General features: G+C 64.9%; 4 protein-coding genes. 3 read left to right on the top strand and 1 reads right to left on the bottom strand.

What is annotated here, in order from left to right:
- The 3 genes from ACRCSW_RS10050 to ACRCSW_RS10040 form a co-directional block, all read left to right on the top strand.
- A partial coding sequence (locus ACRCSW_RS10050; protein WP_438704725.1) for a ParB/RepB/Spo0J family partition protein occupies window positions 1-1,919 on the top strand: 1,919 nt, incomplete at its 5' end.
- A 103-nt stretch (window positions 1,920-2,022) separates the two neighbouring features.
- The gene (locus ACRCSW_RS10045) at window positions 2,023-2,496 is read left to right on the top strand and encodes a hypothetical protein (RefSeq protein ID WP_438704723.1); all 474 of its coding nucleotides are present in this window, start codon (window positions 2,023-2,025) and stop codon (window positions 2,494-2,496) included.
- Window positions 2,497-2,890: 394 nt separating this feature from the next.
- Window positions 2,891-3,055: a hypothetical protein gene (locus ACRCSW_RS10040; protein ID WP_438704722.1), complete on the top strand. Its 165-nt coding sequence runs from the start codon at window positions 2,891-2,893 to the stop codon at window positions 3,053-3,055.
- Window positions 3,056-3,251: 196 nt separating this feature from the next.
- Here ACRCSW_RS10040 and ACRCSW_RS10035 read toward each other — a convergent pair whose 3' ends face one another.
- Complete coding sequence (locus ACRCSW_RS10035; RefSeq protein ID WP_438704721.1) at window positions 3,252-3,569, bottom strand: H-NS histone family protein; 318 nt, start codon at window positions 3,567-3,569, stop codon at window positions 3,252-3,254.
- Window positions 3,570-3,853: the final 284 nt, after the last annotated feature.

Genomic DNA, 3,853 nt, shown 5'->3' with positions numbered 1-3,853 from the left:
TGAAGCAGAAGCGGTTGGCCAAGACCGCGCCGATCCCCTGCATCGTGCGAGATGCGGCGTCGGAGATTCTCGCCGAGGACGACTCGCTGGCGGAGAACATGCAGCGCGTCGCCCTGCACCCGCTGGACCAGTTCCGCGCGTTTCAGGCCTTGCGTGAAAAGGGTCAGGGCGAAGAAGCGATCGCGGCCGCGTTCTTCGTCACGCCCCAAATCGTGAAGCAACGCCTGAAGCTCGCCTCCGTGGCCCCTGCCCTGCTCGATGTCTATGCAGAGGATGGCATGACGCTGGAACAGCTAATGGCGTTTACCGTGAACCCGGATCACACGCGTCAGGAGCAGGTCTGGGAGGCGATCAGGAACTCCTGGAGCAAGGAGCCCTATGCCATCCGGCGCATGCTGACCGAGACCTCGGTTCGGGCCTCGGATCGTCGCGCAGTTTTCGTCGGTGTCGATGCCTATGATGCGGCAGGCGGTGTCGTCCTTCGCGATCTCTTCCAAGGTGATGACGGCGGCTGGCTCGAGGACCCTGCCCTGCTCGACCGGCTGGTCAAAGAGAAGCTCCAGGCCGAAGCCGAGGCGCTGGCCTCCGAGGGCTGGAAGTGGATCGAGGTCGCGACCGACCTGCCCTATGGCTACAGCCACGGTCTGCGGCGTCTCGCTGGTGATCCTGCTCCGATGACCGACGAGGAAAGCGCGGCCCACGCTTCGCTCCTCGCCGAGTATCGTGCGCTGGAAGAGGAATTCTCCGGCCAGGACGAATACCCCGAGGAGATCGACGCCCGGCTCGGGCAGCTCGAGGTGGCGATGGAAGCGCTTGAGCAGAGGCCCTTGATCTACGACCCGGTCGAGGTTGGGCGCGCGGGTGTCTTCGTCACGCTGGATCGCGACGGCAGCCTCGCGGTCTACCGTGGCTATGTCCGGCCCGAGGACGAGCCGCGCGAGGAGACCGCGGTCCAGGATGGCGATGGCGCGGATGCCATGGGGCAGGGGGGTAGCGTCGATGGTTCTGGCTGGCAGCACTCCAGGACTTCGGTCGGGGGCACCGTCATCACGACGGGCGGGCAGCCGATCGGTGCCGATCCGACCGAGGAGGACGATGACGGCGCGATGAAGCCGTTGCCTGAGCGGCTTGTCATGGAACTGACCGCCCACAGGACCCTCGCACTGCGTGAGGCCATCGGGCGTTCGCCGGAGGTCGCGCTGACGCTCCTGCTCCTGAAACTGGTGACGGACACCTTCCGCACCTCCTCCGCCTCAGGCAGCTGTCTCGAAGCCTCGGTGCGCCATGTCTACATGTCCGCGCAGGCGCCCGATCTGAAGGAAAGCGTCGTGGCGAAGCTGGTCGATGAGCGTCACGCCGCCTGGGAGGCGGATCTGCCCCTCGGCGACGATGCCGCGCTCTGGGACTATCTGTCAGTTCTCGACCAAGGCAGCCGTCTGGCTCTGCTGGCGCATTGCCTCAGCTTCGGGATCAACGCACTCCATGAAAAGGTAAACCCCTATAAGGCGGGCATCTCCGCCAGCGGTCTGACCCGCCGCATTGCGCATGCCGATCTCGTGGCCCGCGCAGTCGAACTTGACATGGTGGAGGCAGGTTGGGAGCCGACGGTCGACGGCTACCTCAACCGTGTGCCCAAGGCCCGGATCCTCGAGGCCGTGCGCGAGGCGAAGGGGGAGGGGACTGCGCAGCTTCTCGATCACCTGAAGAAGGGCGAGATGGCGACCGAAGCCGAGCGACTCCTCAAGGGAAGCGGGTGGTTGCCCGAGGTCCTGCGGCGCGCCGATCTGGTGGTGTCCGACGGCGAGGCGGTCGTAGAAGGGCAGGGGGAGGACGCGTGCGAGCCCGAGGATGTCGATCTCCCGGCCTTCCTGACGGCCGATTTGCCGGACAGCGCCGCGTCGATGATGGCAGCGGAGTGATCTGAGCCATCCGGGGGGGGGCGGGGAAACCCGCCCTCATCTCAGCAAAACACAGCAATATCAATATGATGAATGCGAACGCTCGCATTCAGGATGAGGAATCATGTCCGCAAAAACCATCATCGACACAGCCCCTCTCGGAGCTCTGATCCGCTACACCGACGGCAGTCCCAAGCCACCGGCACGTTTCACCAAGAAGCTTGCCGCCTGGGAGCGATCGAACGGCGTGGGTCGTCTCGTGAAGAAGGAGCCGCCCCGGGTCTATCCGACTTGGACGGCACCTGCCTCTTTCACGCTGCATGAAGGGAACTTCTCCTCGGACGGGGTGATCCTCGTCACCATCATGCGCAGTCATTCGGCGGACAGCCGACTGATCTTCGAAGAGGCCGAGGTACCGAAGGCCGGGCAGGTGCGTGTGCTCCTCGACTTCGGGGGCAACACTGAATTGCTGCATCTGGCGGAGTCCGTCACCGCGGCCGAGCTATGGATTGCGCGGGAGGGCTATCGCAACGCGCGGCTCGAGATCGTCGGTGCCGAGGACGGCGATAGGGCAGGGGAGGCGGATCTGGCCGCCTGAGCCCAGAGAATGCGTGAGAGGCCTGCCCATGGGCGGGCCTCTCGCCGATCACACCTTCGTCCCGCGATGCCGCGGGGCACCATAGTATCCATCCCCGGCCTGGAAGACGGAGGCCTTCAACCAAGAGCCTGGCCGGGAGGCTGGCGGCGTTCCAAGCATCAGCGGGTCAATTTGCTCCAATCGTCAGGGCACCATCCCCCGCTCGCCATTCCCTTCCTTGCCCCGAATCCCGTCTTCGAGATCAACCCGCGAGGGGTCGGACTACGGGCGAGCCCGTGCCGCCGGCTGGATTCGGGCAAGCCGAACGCACCCGGTGATGTCAGCCAGTCTTCGGGCCTGCGGGGTCCTGTCGCGCGGGAGATGGTCCCCCGCCTCCCAGACAGGAGCCAAACAGATGTCCCGCAAAGATGCTCACGCCTTCGCCGCCTCCCTCGCCGCCACGCTCATGGTCTCGATCGTCGTCTTCCAGGCTGGGGATGGAACCTTCGGCGCCGTCCCCGCCGATGAAATCGACGGCGACGAGGTGCAAGTGGTCGCCGAGATCGATCCGTGGGCGTAAGGCCCACGGATTCTCCTGAGGCTCGGAGGCGGAGCGAAGGCTCCGATCCGGGCCTTTCGCCTGTCTGCCATCCCGGGCCGACCGGCAGAATGAGCCGACGGTGGTCGGCACGCCAAATGGGTGATCACCGCTGCTCCTGGGAAGTTGCGATCAGCTGACTGCCGCCGCCGAATTGGCCGTTCCCATTTCGCTGTCCTTAGACCGCGAGCGCGCTCGGGTCTCTGCCCGCATTGATATGATCCGCGAACCATTGCGGTTTCCGGCCGCGGCCGGACCAGGTGAGAGCCGCGTTCTCAGGGTGACGGTATTTCGCCACGGCGGGCGCACGAGAGGTTTTCCCCTCGACCCCAATCAGGTCGGTGAGGGAGTAGCCCATCTCTTTGGCGATCGCATCCAGCTTGGCACGGGCTTCGGCCTTGTGACGGTCCTCGTAGGTAGAAATCGCCTTGGCGAGGTCTTTCTGCAATTGTCGCAGTTCCTTGAGCGACATCGCCTCGAGATTGAAATCAGCCATTTGACCCTCGTGTCCGGAATGATGCATCCGGGATAGCCGTCAGGTCGCAACATCGCAACTCCCAAGGGGGTTACCGCGATAGGGCAGGGGGATGAGGTTGGCTTGAGCCGCCGGGTCGATGCTCTCGAAGATGCCTCAACCCCGTTGCCTTGGCCATGAAGGCCGAGTTCTGCGAGAGCCCCAGGTCGCCCCTATCCCCGGTGCCATCCCTTCGACTGACAATCCCCTAAGCCTGTTCGGCCTCTGGCGCGCAACCCCGCGTCAGTCCGGGCCGTGTTGCCCCT

It is taken from the genome of Tabrizicola sp. (assembly GCF_051645465.1).
Lineage (GTDB): Bacteria > Pseudomonadota > Alphaproteobacteria > Rhodobacterales > Rhodobacteraceae > Tabrizicola.
The sequence above is the reverse complement of the archived record's forward strand: the minus strand, read 5'-3'. Positions and strand labels throughout refer to the sequence as shown.